Below are 18,498 nucleotides of genomic sequence, written 5' to 3' on the forward strand. Positions count from 1 at the left end.
GGGAGTAGAGGTTGGCGCAGAGCGAGATCGATCTATTGCAGGAGCCCGTCGAGGGCCCGCTACCTTGCGGTGAAGACCTGGAATACGACCCCGATTTCATGGCGTTGCACCAGGCGACGGCGGGCAAGCGCGAACAGCAGTTCGGCTCGACCATCATCCCCGCCGAGCCGCCCGATTGGGCCCGTGTGGAACGCATCGCGAAGCAGCTGTGCTCGCGTACGCGAGACCTGCGCGTGCTGGTGCCTCTCACGCTGGCCTGGACCGAGAGCCGAGGCTTGCCCGGGTATGTAGAAGGTCTGCAACTCGTCGACGTCGTGCTTCAGAGATTCTGGGACGACGTGCATCCACGCGTCGTCGACGACGGCTTCGAAGACCCGCTGCCGCGCATGAATGCGCTGGCCGCATTGGCCGAAGCCGAAGGACTGGGACGCAGCGTGCGCGATGCGCGGCTGCTCGACGAAGGCGCAGGCGCGTCGATGAGCCTGCGCCAGGTCGAGGCCTTGCTCGATTCGAGCAAGACCGATCATCAGATCGATTACCCCGGCGGTATCGGCCGGTTGAAGGACGCGGTGCGGCGCGCGCAGGACAAGGCGGCGCCACCTGTGGTGGCATTGCGCGCAGCGCTGGAGTTGCTGCAGCGAATTCGCGAGACCTGCGAGCGCGCGCTGGGACAGAGCTGGGCGCCCGATTTCTCGCGGCTCGAGCGTTCGTTGCGCACCGTTGCCCAACTGTTGCCGGAGCAGGCGCATGTCGAGGCGGCAGTGGCCGGCGAAACCCACGCCGAAGCCGTTGCGCAAGAGGGCGGTGCGGCCGGGACCGTGGCGAATGGTGCTGTTGGCGGTACTGCTGCAAATGTCGGTACCGGCCTACGTCAGGTATTTATTAAGGATATTGAAATATCGAGCCGTGAAGATGTGCAGGTGCTGCTCGAGAAGGCTTGCCAGTTCATGGAACGCACGGAGCCCAGCCATCCGGCGCCCATGCTCATACGCAGGGCGCAGCGGCTGCTGGATCTCAACTTCTTCCAGATCATCGAAGAGCTCGTGCCAGAGGGATTGCAAAAGATAGAGAGCCTTGCAGGACGTCCGTTGAACGGGGGCAGCGCGGAGTAACAGGCGGAGGCCGTCGCGGGCCCCGCGAGCCGAGAGGCCGGCCGGGGGTCGTACCCACACGCATTACAGATTCAAGAGGAAGCTTATGGCAGACAACCGTGTCAGAAACAGTGGTCAGAAGTTCATTGCGCGCAACCGCGCGCCGCGTGTGCAGATCGAGTACGACGTCGAGATCTACGGCAGCGAGCGCAAGATCCAGCTGCCCTTCGTGATGGGCGTGATCGCCGATCTCGCGGGCAAGCAGATCGACCCGATGCCCGACCTCGCCGAACGAGAGTTCATGGCGGTGGACATCGACAACTTCGACGAGCGCATGAAGGCCATCAAGCCGCGCGTTGCCTTCCAGGTGCCCAACACGCTCACCGGCGACGGCCAGATGAACGTCGACATCACCTTCGACAGCATGGACGACTTCTCGCCCGCGCGCATCGCCCGCCAGGTCGGCGCGCTGCAGCAGCTGCTCGAGGCGCGCACCGAACTGTCGAACCTGTTGTCGTACATGGACGGCAAGAACGGCGCCGAACAGCTGATCGCGCAGGCGCTGCAGAACCCGGCACTGCTGAAGTCGCTGGCATCGGCCCCGAACCCCGCCGTTGCAAAGGCAGTGGAAGCCGCGAACGAAAAGGCCGGCACGCCCGGCACGTCTTCCGAATAAGCGCGAGCAGCAGCAAGGACCGCCATCATCATGAGCACCGCCCCCAAACAGACCACCGCGCGCGCACCGGCTTCCGTCGAGACGCTGGAGCCGAACGAGTTCTCGAACCTGCTGCAGCGCGAGTTCAAGCCCAAGACCGACCAGGCCCGCGAGGCGGTGGAAAACGCCGTCAAGACGCTGGCCGTGCAGGCGCTGGAAAGCACCGTCACGGTCTCCAACGATGCGTACCGCACCGTTCAGGCCATCATTACCGAGATCGACCGCAAGCTCTCGGAGCAGATCAACCAGATCCTGCACCACGAGGAGTTCCAGCAGCTCGAAGGCGCATGGCGCGGCCTGCACTATCTGGTGAACAACACCGAGACCGACGAGCAGCTGAAGATCCGCGTGATGTGCGCATCCAAGCGTGAAGTCGCTCGCTCGCTCAAGCGCCACAAGGGCATCGGCTGGGACCAGAGTCCGCTCTTCAAGAAGATCTACGAAGCCGAGTACGGCCAGTTCGGCGGCGAGCCTTTCGGCGCACTGATCGGCGACTTCCACTTCGACCACAGCCCGCCCGACGTCGAGATGCTCGGCGAAATGGCCAAGATCGCCGCGGCCGCGCACTGCCCCTTCATCGCCGGCGCTTCGCCCACCGTGATGCAGATGGATTCGTGGCAGGAGCTTTCGAACCCGCGCGACCTGACCAAGATCTTCCAGAACACCGAACACACCGCATGGCGCTCGCTGCGCGACTCGGAAGACGCGCGCTACATCGGCCTGGCCATGCCGCGCTTCCTGGCTCGCCTGCCGTATGGTGCGCGCACCAACCCGGTCGACGAATTCGAGTTCGAGGAAGAGACCGACTCGGCAGCCCACAACCGCTACACCTGGGCCAACTCGGCCTATGCGATGGGCGTGAACATCAACCGCTCGTTCAAGCAGTACGGCTGGTGCACGTCGATCCGTGGCGTGGAATCGGGCGGCGCTGTCGAGAACCTGCCCACGCACACTTTCCCGACCGACGACGGTGGCGTGGACATGAAGTGCCCGACCGAGATCGCCATCAGCGACCGCCGCGAGGCCGAGCTCGCCAAGAACGGCTTCATGCCGCTGGTGCACCGCAAGAACTCCGACTTCGCGGCCTTCATCGGCGCGCAGTCGCTGCAGCTGCCGGCCGAGTACTACGACGCCGACGCCACGGCCAACGCGAACCTCGCGGCACGCCTGCCGTACCTGTTCGCCTGCTGCCGCTTCGCGCACTACCTGAAGTGCATCGTGCGGGACAAGATCGGTTCGTTCCGCGAGCGCGAGGACATGGAGCGCTGGCTCAACGACTGGATCATGAACTACGTCGACGGCAGCCCCGGCACCTCGTCGCAGGACACGAAGGCAATGAAGCCGCTGGCGGCGGCGGAAGTCCAGGTGGAAGCCATCGAGGACAACCCCGGCTACTACGCCGCCAAGTTTTTTCTCCGGCCGCACTATCAGCTCGAAGGGCTGACGGTGTCGTTGCGGCTGGTTTCGAAGCTGCCATCCAACAAGAAGGACAGCAGCTAATTCAACGGCGTCCCGGAATCGGGCGCAAATAACTCTGGGGGTTTAAATCATGGCAGTAGACATGTTCATGCGCGTTGAAGGCGCAAACGGCGAATCGAAGGACTCGAACCACAAGGAGTGGACGGACATCAAGTCGTTTGCGTGGGGAGCAACGCAGCCTGGCAACATGGTCAGCGGCGGTGGCGGTGGCGTTGGCAAGGCCAGCTTCAACGACCTGCAGGTTCTGGCGCGCATCGACAAGGCGGCACCGTCCGTCATGAAGAACTGCGCAAGCGGCAAGCACCTGGGCAAGGTGGAAGTGTCGGTGTGCAAGGCCGGTGGTTCGCAGATCGAGTACACGCGCGTCACGCTCGAAGAAGTGCTGGTGACCTCGGTGCAGTACACCGCCGAACAGGGCTCGGACGCCGTGTTCGTGCAGTACGCCTTCCAGGCCGCCAAGGTGAAGCAGCAGTACTGGGAACAGACCGACAAGGGCGGCAAGGGCGCCGAGACGGTCCTGGCCTGGAACATCAAGGAAAACAAGGAGTCCTGATCTCCTTTTCCCGATGCGCGGCCGGCCTTTCGGGCCGGCCGCGACGTTTTTCCCGACGGCCTCCACGGCCGTCCTTCGCACGGCGGCCTTCTCAACGTTCGCGCCGCGTGCCAGCAAGTCAGCGAGGAAGCTTCATGGGCGATGGGTTTGCAGTACTGGGCGAGCGCTCAGTGGCCGAGCACACCGAATGGGTACAGCGGCAGATCCGCTCCAATCCCCAGAATGCAGGCTTGCGTCTTGCCTTGTGCCACTTTCTCGCATTGCGTGGAGAGTGGCAGCGGGCCGAAGACCAGCTCAAGCTCGCCACCAAGCTGGATCCCACTTTCACGCCCGCCAGCGTCACCTGCTCGATGGCGCTTTCGGGCGAACGCCACCGCAGCGAGTTCTGGTCGGGCGGACGTGCTCCGGCCATCGTCGGCGGCAATGCCGAATGGGTCGAGCAGTTGATCGCCGCCGCAGCCCTGCCAGCGGATCGTGCCGAGGAAGCCGCGGCCCTGCGCGAAAGCGCGCGGCAGGCCGCGCCCGCACTGCATGGCAGGCTCACCAGCGTCGACCGTTCCGATTCGCGCGCCGTGCAGGCGCTTGATGGCGAGCCGGTGCAGCACAGCGATTTCGAATGGCTCTGCGACGGCGACGTGCGCATCGGTACCGTGTTCGAGTTGCTCACGCCCTCGGGCTACGCTTGGCTGCCGCTGACGGAAGTGCGCCGCGTCAAGTTTTCCCGGCCGCAGCACCTCGTCGACCTGCTGTGGGCTCCCACCGAATTCGAACTGCACGACGGCCGCGCGCTCAACGGCCTGGTGCCGGTGCGCTATCCGGGCCAGCTCGAGGGCCTCGACGACGAGGCCGCGCTGGGCCGCCGCACCGACTGGCTGCCGCTGGCCGGCGAAGAGCAGTACGCAGGCCTGGGCCAGCGCACGCTGATCAGCGAGGCCGGCGACCATTCGCTGCTCGACCTGCGCCTCATCGAGTTCTCGCGCGAGGGCAGCGCCGGATGAGCGGAATGATGGACACCGACGGCGACCAGCAGGAAAGCGTCGCGCGCGACCGCCTGCAGCCGGTGCTGCTCGACCGCCTCACCGACAAGGCGCCGCAGACCCGACAGGAGCGCGCGGGGGCCTTCCTCATGAGCGGCAGGCTGCTGCGCGACTCGGTGCTGCGCGACCTGCAGTGGCTGCTCAACACCACCAACTTCGGCGCCGAGCACAACATCAACACCATGCCGCGCGCGCGCCGCTCGGTGCTGAACTTCGGCGTTCGCGGCTGGGCCGGCGGGCGCATGTCCGAAGTCGACTTCGCCGATGTCGAGGCCGCCATCCGCGCGGCCATCATCGACTTCGAGCCGCGCATCATGAAAGACAGCATCGACGTGCGCTGCGTGACCGATGCGACCGACCTCGAGCACCACAACCTGCTCGCGCTGGAGATCCGCGGCACCTTGTGGTCGGTGCCGTATCCCATCGAATTCATCCTGCGTTCCGAACTCGATCTCGAAAGCGGGCACATGGTCCTTCGGCCTACCGGAGGCCTCTGATGGATGCCCGGCTGCTGGATTACTACAACCGCGAGCTCACCTACATGCACGAGCTCGGGGCCGAGTTCGCGCAGCGCTACCCGAAGATTGCGGGCCGCCTCGGCATGCGAGGCATCGAGGTCAGCGACCCGTACGTGGAGCGGCTGCTCGAAGGCTTCAGCTTCCTCACCGCGCGCATCCAGCTCAAGATGGACGCCGAGTTCCCGCGCTTCTCGCAGCGGCTGCTCGAAGTGGTCTACCCCAACTTCCTCGCGCCGCTGCCTGCCATGGCGGTGGTGCAGATCGACGGCAACCTCAACGAAGGCTCGCTGAAGGCCGGCTACGAATTGCCGCGCCACACCATCCTGCGCGGCCGCATGATCAAGGGCGAGCAGACGGCCTGCGAGTTCCGCACCGGCCATGCCGTCACGCTGTGGCCCATCCGCATCGCCGAGGCCGGCATCGGCCCGGTGCCGGCGGAGATCGCGCATGCGATGCCCATGGTCGCCCGGCAGGCGAAGAGCGCCATCACCATCAAGCTCGAAGCAGTGGGCGGCGCGCGCTTTGCCGACATGCCGCTGGACCGGCTCGAATTCTTCCTCTCGGGCGCGGAGCTGCATGCGCTGCGCATGCTCGAACTCGCGACGCACCACAGCGTCGGCGTGGTGTGCCGCAGCGGGCCCGGCACCACGGCGCGCATCGTGCCGCTGGGTGACGATGCCATCAGGCACGAGGGCTTCGAGCCCGACCAGGCGCTGCTGCCCTATGACGCGCGTTCGTTCCAGGGCTACCGCCTGCTGCACGAGTACTTCGCCTTCCCCGACCGCTACCTGTTCTTCAGCGTGAACAAGCTGCGTGCGGCGGTCGCGGCCATGGGCGGCACCACGATGGAAATCGTGATCCTGCTCGACCGCGCGGATGCCGACCTCGAACGCCTGGTCGACGCCAAGCATTTCTCGCTGTTCTGCACGCCCATCATCAACCTCGTGCCGCGCCGCAGCGACCGCATTCCGGTGGGGCCGGGCCAGCACGAGCACCACGCGGTGATCGACCGCACGCGTCCGCGCGACTTCGAGATCTTCACGGTAGAGCGCGTCACCGGCCACATGGCCAACGGCTCGGAGGAGCGCGAATTCCGGCCCTTCCTCGGCTCCTTCGCAGCCGACGATGGCGACTTCGGCGCCTACTTCTCGCTGCGCCGCGAACCGCGCCTCGTGTCGGACCGCGCGCGCGCGCAGGGTACGCGCACTAGCTACACCGGCAGCGAGGTCTATGTGTCGCTCGTCGACCAGCACGACGCGCCGTTCCCGCACAGCCTGCGCCACATCACGCTCGACGCGCTGTGCACCAACCGCGACCTGCCGCTGCTGCTGCCGACCGGGCTCGAATCAGACTTCACGCTGCGCGTGTCCGCCCCCGTACGCTCCATCCGCATCCTGCGCGGGCCTTCGCGGCCCTACCCGGCGCTGGCCGAGGGCGCGCTCACCTGGCGCCTCATCAGCCACCTGGGCCTCAATTACCTGAGCCTCACAGACGTCGACCCCACGCAGGGCGCGGCCGCGCTGCGCGAGATGCTCGACCTGTACGGCAACCTCGCCGACCCCTCGGTGCGCCGCCAGATCCAGGGCGTGCGCTCGATGGCGCTGGCGCCGGTGTTCCGCCGCCTGCCCGAGCCCGGCCCGATCGTGTTCGGCCGCGGCGTGGAGATCGCGCTCAAGATCGACGAGGTCGCGTTCTCGGGCGCGAGCCCGTATCTCTTCGGCGCGGTGCTGGAGCAGTTCTTCAGCCGCCACGTGTCGCTCAACGCGTTCACCGAATTCGCGCTGGCCAGCCTGCAGCGCGGCGAAATCGCGCGCTGGACCCCGCGCGTGGGACGCCGCCCCGCCGTATGAGCGAAACGGGCTTCACCGACGCGGTGCAGCAGCACCAGGAGCAGCAGGAAGCCGCTTCGGCCGGACATGCGCAGGGCGTGGTGCCGGACGCGGCAGAGATCGCCATAGATCACGAGGTCCTCCAAGCGTCCGCGCAAGGAGCAGGCCTGCCCCCCGCGCGCGGCATCGCGCAGGCCGACCCGGAGCTCTGGGCCAGGCTGCTCGAGCAGCCCTTCGAGCACGACCTTTTCATGCTGCTGCGCCGCCTGGACGCGCAGGACGACCATCCGCTGCTGGGCCGCGCGCCACGCCCGCTCGACGAGCCGCTGCGCCTCGGGCAGGAGCCCTCGATGGCCTTCGCGCCATCGAACGTCTCGGGCGTCGAGGCCGACGGCGACGGGCCGCCGCGCATCTCGATCTACGGCTTCGGCCTGTTCGGCCCCAACGGCCCGCTGCCGCTGCACCTGACGGAGTACGCGCGCGAGCGCAAGCGGCACCACGCCGACAACACCATCAGCGCGTTCGCCGACCTGTTCCACCACAGGCTCATCCTGCTGTTCTATCGGGCCTGGGCCGACGCCCAGTCGGTCAACAGCCTGGACCGCACCGATGGCCACCGCTTCGTCGACTACGTCGCGAGCCTCATGAACATGGGCCAGCCCGGCCTCAAGGAGCGTGACCGCATCGCCGACCATGCGCGCACCTTCATGGCGGGCCACCTCGTTCGCCAGACGCGCAACCCCGAAGGGCTGATCCAGATCATGCGGCTCTACTTCGACGTGCCGGTGCGCATCGACGAGTTCGTGAGCGACTGGGTGATGATCGACGAGCGCCAGATCAGCCGCATCGGCACGCTCGGGCGCAACCACCGGCTCGGAGGCGGCGCCACCATCGGCCTCGCGGTGCGCGACGCGCAGAGCAAGTTCCGCCTCGAACTCGGTCCGCTCTCGCAGGAGCAGTACCGCGAGTTCCTGCCGGGCAGCAAGCGGCTGCAGCAGGTGGTCGACTGGGTGCGCCAGTACGTCGGCATCGAGTTCGCGTGGGAGCTGCGGCTCGTGCTCAAGAAGCAGGACGCGCACGGCATGCGGCTCAACAGCAACCAGCGGCTGGGCTGGGGCAGCTGGCTGGGCACGCGCATGTCTGACACCGACGCTGGCGACATGCTGTTCCAGCCCGAAGCATTGTTTTCCCGTTCCGCATCGGCGGCTCCTACCGATGCATTCCTTACCCGCTCTTCCGCAACTCCGCTCGAGACGCCGACGACATGACCACATCACGGTCTTTTCGCGAAACACCGTGGAACCGGCTCTGCCGGGCCACAGGTGTTGCCCCCTGCAAGGGGGTTGGCGTAGCGACACGAAGTGCGCGAAGACTGGGGGTTAGCTTTAATCCATGACCGACATCCGCCGCGTCTCCCTGTTCTCGAAGCTCAATCCGATGCTCTACAAGGCATTGGAGACCGCCACCGCTTTCGCCAAGCTGCGCGGCAACGCCTACGTCGAACTGGTGCACTGGCTGCACCAGATCCTGCAGCAGCAGGACAGCGACATGCTGCGCATCATCAGGCGCGCGGGGCTCAACCTCGACGCGGTCGAGCAGGACCTGGTGCGCGCCCTCGACCGGCTGCCGCACGGCGCCACCTCGATCAGCGACATCTCCGAGCACGTCGACAACGCCGTGGAGCGCGCGTGGGTCTATGCGAGCCTGCGCTTCGAGGCCACCTCGATCCGCGGCGCCTACCTGCTCGCGGGCATCATCAAGACGCCGGGGCTGCGGCAGGTGCTCTCGGGCATCTCGCGCGAGTTCGACAAGATCGTGCCTGATGTGCTGGTGGCTCAACTGGCTTCGTGGACCGAAGGCTCGCCCGAAGACGACTTCGATGCCGCTGCGGCCAGCGCAGCAGGCGGCGCGCCGGCCGCGGCGCACCACCAGGGCGACGGCCCCGCAGCCGGTGGTTCCGCGCTTGCCAAGTACGCGAGCGACCTCACCGCCAAGGCGCGCGCGGGCGAGCTCGATCCGGTCTACGGCCGCGACGACGAGATCCGCCAGATCATCGACATCCTGATGCGCCGCCGCCAGAACAACCCGCTGCTCACCGGCGAGGCCGGCGTCGGCAAGACGGCGGTGGTCGAAGGCCTGGCCTCGCGCCTCGCCGCGGGCGACGTGCCGCCCTCGCTGAAGGACGTGTCGCTTTGGGTGCTCGACCCCACGCTGCTGCAGGCCGGCGCGGGCGTGAAGGGCGAGTTCGAGCAGCGGCTGCGCCAGGTGATCGACGAAGTCGAGAAGAGTCCGAAGCCCATCGTGCTCTTCGTCGACGAGGTGCACACGCTGGTGGGCGCGGGCGGCCAGGCAGGCACCGGTGACGCGGCCAACCTGCTCAAGCCCGCGCTTGCACGTGGCCGGCTGCGCACCATCGGCGCGACCACCTGGTCTGAATACAAGAAGTACATCGAGAAAGACCCGGCGCTCACGCGGCGCTTCCAGACCATCCAGGTGCACGAGCCCACCGAGCCCAAGGCGGTTCTGATGCTGCGTGGCATCTCGGCGGAGCTGGAGAAGCATCACGGCGTGCTCATCCTCGACGCCGCGCTCGAAGCGGCCGTGAGCCTGTCGCACCGCTACATTCCCGCGCGCCAGCTGCCCGACAAGGCCGTGAGCCTGCTCGACACCGCATGCGCGCGCGTGGCGCTGAGCCAGCATGCGCTGCCCGCCGCCATCGAAGACCTGCAGCGCCGCATCGAGGTGCTGGGCATCGAGTCGGGCATCGCGGGGCGCGAGGCCGCCATCGGCGTGGGCGAGCACCAGCGCGTGGAAGACATCGCGGCGCAGGTCGAGCAGGCGAAGGCCGAGCTCGAGGTGCTGGAGAAGCGGCGCGTGGAAGAAAGCGCGCTGGTCGAGCGCATCGTCGCGCTGCGCAAGCAGCTCTCGCCGGCGGCAGTGCCGCAAGCTCAGGCCGAGGCATCGGACGCGGAAGGCGCCGAGGATGTCGAAGCCGCGGCCAATGCCGACGTGGACCCCGATACGCCTCCCGCCGAACCCCAGCGCACGCCCGACGAAATTCGCGCCGAACTCAACGAAGCGCAGGACAGGCTCTCGCAGCTGCAGGGCGAGTCGCCGCTCATCCTCGCCGCCGTCGATGCGCAGGCTGTCGCCACCGTGGTGGCCGACTGGACCGGCATTCCCATCGGCCGCATGGTGCGCGACGACGCGCAATCGGTGCTCAAGCTCGGCGAGATCCTCTCGGCGCGCGTGGTCGCGCAGCCCGATGCGCTGGAAACCATCTCGCGCCGCATCCGCACCGCGCGCGCGCGGCTGGACAACCCCAACAAGCCCGTCGGCGTGTTCCTGCTGTGCGGCCCCTCGGGCGTCGGCAAGACCGAGACGGCGCTGGCGCTCTCCGAAGCGCTGTACGGGGGCGAGCAGAACCTCGTCACCATCAACATGAGCGAGTTCCAGGAGTCGCACACCGTCTCCACGCTGAAGGGCGCGCCGCCCGGCTACGTGGGCTATGGCGAAGGCGGCGTGCTTACCGAAGCCGTGCGCCGCAGGCCCTACAGCGTGGTGCTGCTCGACGAGATCGAGAAGGCGCACACCGACGTGCACGAGATCTTCTTCCAGGTCTTCGACAAGGGCTGGATGGAAGACGGCGAAGGCCGCCACATCGACTTCCGCAACACCGTGATCATCATGACCTCGAACGTCGGCACCGACCTGGTCATGCAGCTGTGCGAAGACCCGACCCTGCGCCCCGACCCCGAGCCGCTGGCCGCCGCGCTGCGCGAGCCGCTGCTCAAGGTGTTCGCGCCCGCGCTGCTGGGCCGCCTCGTTGTAGTGCCTTATTACCCGTTGCACGCAGAGGCGTTGCATCGCATCATCCGCCTCCAGCTCGATCGCATCGCGACGCGCCTGCAGGCGAACCACGGCATCGCACTGGCCTACGACGACTGCGCCGTCGAGCTCGTCGCACGCCGCTGCACCGCCATCGAATCGGGCGGCCGGATGATCGACGCGATCCTCACGCACACCATCCTTCCGCGCCTGAGCGAGGAAGTCATCGGCGCCACCGTCAGTGCGCGCAAGCTGAGCGTCGTGCAGCTCAGCGCCGCGGACGACGACTTCCGCTACGAATTTTCCGAAGCGTAAAAAAATAGAAGGAGACAACCCCCATGACCAGAGTCGTTCGAGCCCACACGCCACTGGACGAGAGCCAGCTGCTGTTCCGCTCGATGCGGGGCACGGAGGGTTTGTCGCAGCTTTTCGAGTTCGAGGTCGACCTGTTGAGTCCGAGCGCGTCGCTGGATCTGAAGTCGGTGCTGGGCAAGCCGCTGACGCTGGAGATCCAGACGGCGGGCAGCCAGCCGAGATACCTCAACGGCCAGGTGATCCGCTTCTCGATGATCGGGCGCGAAGGCGGCACCGAGCGCCATACCGTGTACCGGGCCACCGTGCGCCCGTGGCTGTGGTACCTCACACGCTCGAGCGACAACAAGATCTTCCAGAACAAGAGCGTGGTGGAGATCCTGGAGGAAGTGTTCGGCGACTACGGCTTTGCGTTCGAGAAGCAGCTCTCCGGGAGCTACCGGCAGTGGGAATACTGCGTGCAGTACAACGAGAGCGACTACGCCTTCGTGAGCCGGCTGATGGAACTCGAAGGCATCTACTACTGGTTCAAGCACGAGAAGAACCAGCACACGCTGGTGCTGTCAGACGACATCGGCGCGCACGATCCGATGCCCGGCTACGAGACCATCGACTACTTCGCATCCGACCGTGACATCACGGAAGACATGGAAGTCATCCGCGAGTGGCAGCCCAGCGAGGAGGTTCGCTCGGGCAGCTACACGGTGGACGACTTCAACTTCACCACGCCCAAGGGCGAGCTGATCAACGTGCGCAGCCAGCCCCGGGGGCACGACAACGCCGACTACGAGATGTACGAGTGGCTGGGCGACTACCCGGCCGCGGGAGACGGCGAGCACTATGCGAAGGTGAGGCTGGAGGAGTCGCAGTCGCTGGCGCAGCGCAGCAGCGGGCACTCGACCGTGCGGGGCATGGCGCCGGGCTACAAGTTCACGATGCGCAACTCGCCGAGATCGGACGACAACCAGGAGTACCTGGCGGTGGCCGTGTCGTACGCACTGCGCGAGGGCGGGTATGCCACGGGCTCGGAGCCCGGCAGCTACGACTTCAACTTCGTGGTGCAGCCCACGGCGCTGGCGTTCAGGGCGCCGCGGCAGACGCCGGTGCCGCGCACCAGCGGACCGCAGACGGCCACGGTCGTCGGACCCGAGGGCGAGGAGATCTGGACCGACCAGTACGGTCGGGTGAAGGTGCAGTTCCACTGGGACCGCTATGGCCAGCGCAACGAGAACAGCTCGCGCTTCGTGCGTGTGTCGCACATCTGGGCGGGCGAGCGGTTCGGGGGCGTGTTCACGCCGCGCATCGGGCAGGAGGTGATCGTGGACTTCATCGGCGGTCGGATCGACCGGCCGGTGATCGTGGGGCGCGTGTACAACGCCGACCAGATGCCGCCGTTCAGCCTGCCGGGGGAGGCGACCAAGAGCGGGATCGTCACGCGGTCGAGTAAAGGCGGTTCGGAGGCCACGGCCAATGCCTTCGTGTTCGAGGACAAGATGGGCGCGGAGCAGATTCTTGTGCACGCGGAGCGCAACCTGGACGTGGAGGTGGAAGGCGACGAGACGCACACGACCGAGAAGACGCGCACGACGCTGATCAAGGGGCACGAGTCGGCGACGTATGAGTCGGGCGAGGAGCGGCACATCACGCAGGGTGCGGTGGAGACGATCGACGGTGGTGAGGAGCGCACGGTGACGGGGGGTGCGAAGGAAACGGTGACGGATGGGGAGAAGCGCACGATCACCGGCGGGGCGACGGAGACGATCACTGGTGGGGAGACGAGGACCGTGAACGGCGGCCTCACTGAAGACGTGACCGGCAACGTGACCCTGACCGTGAACGGCAGCGTGATTCGCATCGTGAGCGGCACGGACATCCGCATCACGGGCGCGGGGCGCATCGAGATCGTCAACGTTGTCGATGCCAAGGTCGTGCTGGGCCCGGAACTCACGGTGATCACGGGGCCGAAGACAGTCTATGCACCCACCATCATCAACGACAGCACCCACTACACGATCAACACGACCAACTACATCCTCAACGCCAACGTGATCGTCTACAACACGCCGAAAAAGACGATCAAAACGGAGGACCACAGCCATTGGCGGCTGACGCGATACGAAGCCGACTGGCAGAAGCACGGGAATCACGGCGATGCTTACGACATGTACTTCTTCAAGATGATGATGTCGCGGGCCTTCATCTCGGCCAACGGCACATTCACGAACCTCTCCATGCGCAGCATGGTCGTGCCCGGCACGAAATACCACCTGGGCTTCGTCGAGTTCATGCAGTTCAACAAGGTGCGCAAGCAGAGCAACTTCTGGGCGGCTCTCGGAACCCTTCACGTCAAGGGGAACTGACGATGACCGGTCTGTCGCTTCCACGCACAAGGAGACAACCCTCATGACCAGAGTCGTTCGAGCCCACACGCCACTGGACGAGAGCCAGCTGCTGTTCCGCTCGATGCGGGGCACGGAGGGTTTGTCGCAGCTTTTCGAGTTCGAGGTCGACCTGCTGAGTCCGAGCGCGTCGCTGGATCTGAAGTCGGTGCTGGGCAAGCCGCTGACGCTGGAGATCCAGACGGCGGGCAGCCAGCCGAGATACCTCAACGGCCAGGTGATCCGCTTCTCGATGATCGGGCGCGAAGGCGGCACCGAGCGCCATACCGTGTACCGGGCCACCGTGCGCCCGTGGCTGTGGTACCTCACACGCTCGAGCGACAACAAGATCTTCCAGAACAAGAGCGTGGTGGAGATCCTGGAGGAAGTGTTCGGCGACTACGGCTTTGCGTTCGAGAAGCAGCTCTCCGGGAGCTACCGGCAGTGGGAATACTGCGTGCAGTACAACGAGAGCGACTACGCCTTCGTGAGCCGGCTGATGGAACTCGAAGGCATCTACTACTGGTTCAAGCACGAGAAGAACCAGCACACGCTGGTGCTGTCAGACGACATCGGCGCGCACGATCCGATGCCCGGCTACGAGACCATCGACTACTTCGCATCCGACCGTGACATCACGGAAGACATGGAAGTCATCCGCGAGTGGCAGCCCAGCGAGGAGGTTCGCTCGGGCAGCTACACGGTGGACGACTTCAACTTCACCACGCCCAAGGGCGAGCTGATCAACGTGCGCAGCCAGCCCCGGGGGCACGACAACGCCGACTACGAGATGTACGAGTGGCTGGGCGACTACCCGGCCGCGGGAGACGGCGAGCACTATGCGAAGGTGAGGCTGGAGGAGTCGCAGTCGCTGGCGCAGCGCAGCAGCGGGCACTCGACCGTGCGGGGCATGGCGCCGGGCTACAAGTTCACGATGCGCAACTCGCCGAGATCGGACGACAACCAGGAGTACCTGGCGGTGGCCGTGTCGTACGCACTGCGCGAGGGCGGGTATGCCACGGGCTCGGAGCCCGGCAGCTACGACTTCAACTTCGTGGTGCAGCCCACGGCGCTGGCGTTCAGGGCGCCGCGGCAGACGCCGGTGCCGCGCACCAGCGGACCGCAGACGGCCACGGTCGTCGGACCCGAGGGCGAGGAGATCTGGACCGACCAGTACGGTCGGGTGAAGGTGCAGTTCCACTGGGACCGCTATGGCCAGCGCAACGAGAACAGCTCGCGCTTCGTGCGTGTGTCGCACATCTGGGCGGGCGAGCGGTTCGGGGGCGTGTTCACGCCGCGCATCGGGCAGGAGGTGATCGTGGACTTCATCGGCGGTCGGATCGACCGGCCGGTGATCGTGGGGCGCGTGTACAACGCCGACCAGATGCCGCCGTTCAGCCTGCCGGGGGAGGCGACCAAGAGCGGGATCGTCACGCGGTCGAGTAAAGGCGGTTCGGAGGCCACGGCCAATGCCTTCGTGTTCGAGGACAAGATGGGCGCGGAGCAGATTCTTGTGCACGCGGAGCGCAACCTGGACGTGGAGGTGGAAGGCGACGAGACGCACACGACCGAGAAGACGCGCACGACGCTGATCAAGGGGCACGAGTCGGCGACGTATGAGTCGGGCGAGGAGCGGCACATCACGCAGGGTGCGGTGGAGACGATCGACGGTGGTGAGGAGCGCACGGTGACGGGGGGTGCGAAGGAAACGGTGACGGATGGGGAGAAGCGCACGATCACCGGCGGGGCGACGGAGACGATCACTGGTGGGGAGACGAGAGCCGTGAACGGCGGCATTGTGGAGACCCTAAACGGAGGCCTCCTGCTGACCGTCAACGGCAACACGATCCGTCTGGTGAGTGGCGCCGACATCCGCATCACGTGCGCCGGACGCATCGAACTCATCAATGCCTTCGACGTCAAGGTCGTGCTGGGGCCCGACGTGAAGACTGTGGCGGGGCCGAAGACGGTCTTCTCTCCGACCATCGTCAATCACACCACCGACTACACGATCCAAACGAGCACCTACACCCTCAATGCCGACGTGAGCATATTCAACACGCCACACAAGACGTTCAACGTCAAGGACGAAGACTGGTTGCAGAACTCGTTCCTGAGATGGACCAACACGCACCTGCGGCTCGTTGTCTTCGCGACCGATTTCTACGGAGCCAAGTTCCAGGCGTCCAAGTTCAACACGCAACTCCAGCCGAAATGGTTTGTCAACAAGGCGCCTCACTTCCTGATCGACGCACCGGTGGTGTTCCAACTTGGCATGAAGAAGGTGGTCATTCGCAAGATGTACCTCGGTACCTATCCGATCAGCATGGAGTTCAACTTCAAGACAACCCGGTCGTGACGTCGTACCCACAGTGCCTGCCGGAATACTCGGTCGGCGAGAAAAGCGAGGATCTATGGTCAGAATCGTGACAGCGCATTCGCCGCTGGGCGGGGAGCAGTTGCTGTTCCGCTCGATGTACGGCACCGAGGGGTTGTCCTGCCTGTTCGAGTTCGAGGTGGAACTGCTGAGCGCGAGCGCTTCGATCGATCGCAAGGAGGTTCTGGGCAAGCCCTTGGCGCTGGAGATCCGGACCTCGGGAGGCGTGCGCTTCCTCAACGGCCAGATCGTGAGCTTCGCAACGATCGGCCGCGAGGGAGGCACCGCGCGCCATACGGTGTACAGGGCCGTGGTGCGGCCATGGCTGTGGTACCTCAAGCGCGCCAGTGGCAACCGGGTATTCCAGAACAGAACGGTGGTCGAAATCCTGGAGGAGGTCTTCGGCGCCTATGGCTTCGCGTTCGAGAAGCGGCTCTGCGCTGCGTACCGGCAGTGGGAATACTGCGTGCAGCACAACGAGAGCGACTTCGCGTTCGTGAGCCGGCTGATGGAACTCGAAGGCATCTACTACTACTTCAAGCACGACCGGAACCAGCACACGCTGGTCCTGGTCGACAACCCCGATGGCCACGACACCCTGGATGGTTACGGGAGCATCGACTATTTCGCGGCGGATCGCGACATCGGCGATGACCTCGAAGTCATCTATGGCTGGCAGGTGACCGAGGAAATCCGTTCCGGCAGCTATGTGGTCGACGACTTCAACCCCACGATGCCGGGGGCGGACCTTATGGGCATACGCGCCCAGCCTCGGCAGAACGACCATGCCGCCTACGAGCTCTACGAATGGCTGGGCGAGTACACCGACCCGGCGCAGAGCGAGCACTATGCGCGCGTGCGGCTCGAAGAGTCGCAGTCGCTGGCCTCGCGTAGCGCGGGGCGCTCCACGGTGCGCGGCATGGCGCCGGGCGGCAGTTTCACGATGCGCAACGCGCCGCGCGACGACGACAACGCCGAGTACCTGGTGGTGTCGGTGTCGTACGCGCTTCGCGAAGGCGGTTATGCCACCGGCGCTCCCTCGGGCTCCTACGACTTCGACTTCGTGGCGCAGCCCTTGCACACGCCGTTTCGTGCCCCAAGGCTCACGCCGCTGCCTCACACGGGCTCGCAGACCGCCACTGTGGTCGGCCCTTCGGGCGAAGAGATCTGGACCGATCAGTACGGCCGGGTGAAGGTGCAGTTCCACTGGGATCGCCACGGACAGAGTAACGAGAACAGTTCCTGCTGGGTGCGCGTATCGCAGGCCTGGGCCGGTGCGGGTTTCGGTACGGTGCACATGCCGCGCATCGGGCAGGAAGTGGTGGTCGGCTTCATTGCCGGGCGCCCCGACCGTCCGATCGTCGTGGGGCGTGTCTACAACGCGGACCAGATGCCTGCGTTCGACCTGCCCGGAGAGGCCACCCGCAGCGGCATCGTCTCGCGTTCCACGCGCGGGGGATCGGTGGCCACCGCCAATGTGCTGGCATTCGAGGACAGTATGGGAGCCGAGCAGATCCTGCTGCACGCTCAGCGTAACCTCGACGTGGAGGTCGAGGGGGACGAGACGCACACCACACGCAAGTCGCGCACGACCCTCATCAAGGGCCATGAGTCGTCGACGTTCGAAGCGGGCGAAGAGCGCCACATTACCGGTGGCGCGGTCGAGACCATCGACGGCGGAGAGACCCGTACCGTGCATGACGGCGCCACCGAAACGGTCTCGGGCGGGGAGACGCGCACGATCACCGGCGGTGCGGTCGAGTTCATCACGGGAGGAGAGAAGCGCACCGTCAGCGGCGGTATGGTCGAGACCGTGAACGGCGACGTGCTGGTGACCATCAACGGTACCGTGCTGCGGCTGGTGAGCGGCGCGGACATCCGCGTCACCTGCACCGGCCGGGTGGAGATCATCAACGCAGTCGACATCAAGCTTGTTCTCGGACCGCACATCAAGGTGGTGACGGGACCGAAGACTGTCTGGGCGCCCTCGATGTTCAACCAGAGCACCCACTACACGATCAATACTGCCAATTTCACGCTCAACGCGACGGGTACGGTCATCAATGCGCCCGAACAGACGACCAATTCCACCGACATGTGCTGGCTCACGCATTTCCTGAAAGAGGGGATCGTCCACCAGGCCCTATTTGTCATCGGCGCCGCGGATTCCTTTGCGAACAAGATGCAGCTTGCGCGAAGCAACACGCTTCTGCAAAAGAGCTATTTCGCCAATGTCTCGGTACTGAGCCTGATCCAGGCCAAGAGCAAGTACAAGGAAGAGAAGGTTGCCGGCAAGACAGTGCGCGTCAAGGTCGCGGTTGCAGCCAAGGCCCAATCCAAGAGCGGCCTCGAGAACGAAGCTTGACCGGAAAATACCGAGA

Annotated in this window: 12 protein-coding genes; all 12 read left to right on the forward strand. The window is 65.7% G+C overall.

The window, feature by feature from the left end; translation table 11 throughout:
• The first annotated feature begins 11 nt into the window (after positions 1-11).
• The 12 genes from tssA (at position 12) to ABL844_RS01455 (ending at position 18,482) form a co-directional block, all read left to right on the forward strand.
• Positions 12-1,112: a type VI secretion system protein TssA gene (gene tssA / locus ABL844_RS01400; RefSeq protein ID WP_418118718.1), complete on the forward strand. Its 1,101-nt coding sequence runs from the start codon at positions 12-14 to the stop codon at positions 1,110-1,112.
• Between the two features lie 85 nt (positions 1,113-1,197).
• Positions 1,198-1,767, forward strand: coding sequence for a type VI secretion system contractile sheath small subunit (tssB, locus tag ABL844_RS01405; RefSeq protein ID WP_184640478.1), 570 nt, complete (start codon positions 1,198-1,200; stop codon positions 1,765-1,767).
• A 30-nt stretch (positions 1,768-1,797) separates the two neighbouring features.
• Positions 1,798-3,306, forward strand: a complete 1,509-nt coding sequence (gene tssC / locus ABL844_RS01410) for a type VI secretion system contractile sheath large subunit (RefSeq protein WP_019658415.1) — start codon at positions 1,798-1,800, stop codon at positions 3,304-3,306.
• A gap of 49 nt (positions 3,307-3,355) precedes the next feature.
• Complete coding sequence (locus ABL844_RS01415) at positions 3,356-3,838, forward strand: Hcp family type VI secretion system effector (protein ID WP_126022489.1); 483 nt, start codon at positions 3,356-3,358, stop codon at positions 3,836-3,838.
• A gap of 134 nt (positions 3,839-3,972) precedes the next feature.
• A complete protein-coding gene (locus tag ABL844_RS01420) occupies positions 3,973-4,836 on the forward strand; it encodes a type VI secretion system accessory protein TagJ (RefSeq protein ID WP_369660056.1) in 864 nt (287 codons plus the stop codon).
• Positions 4,837-4,844: 8 nt separating this feature from the next.
• Positions 4,845-5,372 carry a type VI secretion system baseplate subunit TssE gene (gene tssE / locus ABL844_RS01425; protein ID WP_126022556.1) on the forward strand — a complete coding sequence of 176 codons (528 nt, stop codon included), beginning with the start codon at positions 4,845-4,847 and terminating at the stop codon, positions 5,370-5,372.
• Positions 5,372-7,243, forward strand: coding sequence for a type VI secretion system baseplate subunit TssF (gene tssF, locus ABL844_RS01430; RefSeq protein ID WP_126022487.1), 1,872 nt, complete (start codon positions 5,372-5,374; stop codon positions 7,241-7,243). Before tssE ends, tssF begins: the two co-directional genes overlap by 1 nt.
• On the forward strand, positions 7,240-8,490 hold the full coding sequence (gene tssG / locus ABL844_RS01435; protein ID WP_418130267.1) for a type VI secretion system baseplate subunit TssG: 1,251 nt from the start codon (positions 7,240-7,242) through the stop codon (positions 8,488-8,490). Before tssF ends, tssG begins: the two co-directional genes overlap by 4 nt.
• A 124-nt stretch (positions 8,491-8,614) precedes the next feature.
• Positions 8,615-11,365, forward strand: coding sequence for a type VI secretion system ATPase TssH (tssH, locus tag ABL844_RS01440; protein WP_418130268.1), 2,751 nt, complete (start codon positions 8,615-8,617; stop codon positions 11,363-11,365).
• A 23-nt stretch (positions 11,366-11,388) separates the two neighbouring features.
• Positions 11,389-13,722 carry a type VI secretion system Vgr family protein gene (locus ABL844_RS01445; protein WP_418130269.1) on the forward strand — a complete coding sequence of 778 codons (2,334 nt, stop codon included), beginning with the start codon at positions 11,389-11,391 and terminating at the stop codon, positions 13,720-13,722.
• A gap of 43 nt (positions 13,723-13,765) precedes the next feature.
• Positions 13,766-16,099 carry a type VI secretion system Vgr family protein gene (locus ABL844_RS01450; RefSeq protein WP_418130270.1) on the forward strand — a complete coding sequence of 778 codons (2,334 nt, stop codon included), beginning with the start codon at positions 13,766-13,768 and terminating at the stop codon, positions 16,097-16,099.
• 55 nt (positions 16,100-16,154) lie between these two features.
• Entirely contained in the window at positions 16,155-18,482 is a 2,328-nt protein-coding gene (locus tag ABL844_RS01455) for a type VI secretion system Vgr family protein (protein ID WP_418130271.1), read from the forward strand.
• The last annotated feature ends 16 nt before the right edge of the window (positions 18,483-18,498 follow it).

Source organism: Variovorax sp. 278MFTsu5.1 (assembly GCF_048305045.1).
GTDB classification, from domain to species: Bacteria; Pseudomonadota; Gammaproteobacteria; order Burkholderiales; family Burkholderiaceae_C; genus Variovorax; species Variovorax guangxiensis.

What these genes read in the sequence shown, in the direction of transcription:
- tssB (WP_184640478.1), top strand. Translation starts at nt 1,198, where the DNA reads ATGGCAGACAACCGTGTCAGAAACAGTGGTCAGAAGTTCATTGCGCGC.
- tssC (WP_019658415.1), top strand. Translation starts at nt 1,798, where the DNA reads ATGAGCACCGCCCCCAAACAGACCACCGCGCGCGCACCGGCTTCCGTC.
- ABL844_RS01415 (WP_126022489.1), top strand. Translation starts at nt 3,356, where the DNA reads ATGGCAGTAGACATGTTCATGCGCGTTGAAGGCGCAAACGGCGAATCG.
- ABL844_RS01420 (WP_369660056.1), top strand. Translation starts at nt 3,973, where the DNA reads ATGGGCGATGGGTTTGCAGTACTGGGCGAGCGCTCAGTGGCCGAGCAC.
- tssE (WP_126022556.1), top strand. Translation starts at nt 4,845, where the DNA reads ATGGACACCGACGGCGACCAGCAGGAAAGCGTCGCGCGCGACCGCCTG.
- tssF (WP_126022487.1), top strand. Translation starts at nt 5,372, where the DNA reads ATGGATGCCCGGCTGCTGGATTACTACAACCGCGAGCTCACCTACATG.
- tssG (WP_418130267.1), top strand. Translation starts at nt 7,240, where the DNA reads ATGAGCGAAACGGGCTTCACCGACGCGGTGCAGCAGCACCAGGAGCAG.
- tssH (WP_418130268.1), top strand. Translation starts at nt 8,615, where the DNA reads ATGACCGACATCCGCCGCGTCTCCCTGTTCTCGAAGCTCAATCCGATG.
- ABL844_RS01445 (WP_418130269.1), top strand. Translation starts at nt 11,389, where the DNA reads ATGACCAGAGTCGTTCGAGCCCACACGCCACTGGACGAGAGCCAGCTG.
- ABL844_RS01450 (WP_418130270.1), top strand. Translation starts at nt 13,766, where the DNA reads ATGACCAGAGTCGTTCGAGCCCACACGCCACTGGACGAGAGCCAGCTG.
- ABL844_RS01455 (WP_418130271.1), top strand. Translation starts at nt 16,155, where the DNA reads ATGGTCAGAATCGTGACAGCGCATTCGCCGCTGGGCGGGGAGCAGTTG.